The sequence below is a fragment of the Christiangramia qingdaonensis genome (assembly GCF_048381525.1).
In the GTDB taxonomy this organism is placed as follows: domain Bacteria; phylum Bacteroidota; class Bacteroidia; order Flavobacteriales; family Flavobacteriaceae; genus Christiangramia.
On record NZ_JBLWIM010000012.1, the window covers coordinates 404753 to 405153 of the forward strand.

The 401-nt window shown below is 34.2% G+C and carries 1 pseudogene; it reads right to left on the bottom strand.

Features of this window, described 5'->3' with window-relative positions:
- Positions 1-270: pseudogene (locus ACNI3T_RS06740) on the bottom strand (ribonuclease R); the annotation flags it as partial.
- Positions 271-401 lie beyond the last annotated feature (131 nt).

Here is a 401-nt window from a genome sequence, read left to right on the forward strand (position 1 = left end):
TTTCGTGGTTAGATCAAGTACGGCAGTATGATAATTTTTTGAACCTTCGATCTTAAATTTACCTCGTTCAACTTCTTCAATTTCCTTTTTGGCAGTGAGTTGAGCTAGTTTTTTGATGATCTGGTTTCTGCTACTGGCATCGTTTACACCTAGTATAGAAGCAATTTGTTTGTAATTATATGTTTTTCCCGAATTCTTTCTAAGGATATCTATAATGCTTCGGGTAAGGTTGCCCTGTCCTTTGGGCTTATTCTTGTTCTGTTTCTTCATTCTCAAATAGTATGCGATAAAATTACACCATATTAATCAGTCTGCACCCTGTTGAGATTAAAGTTTTGTTAAGTCGGAAGAGCTTGTAAATAGCCAACTAACTAATAGTCAATGATATATTTCAAACAAAT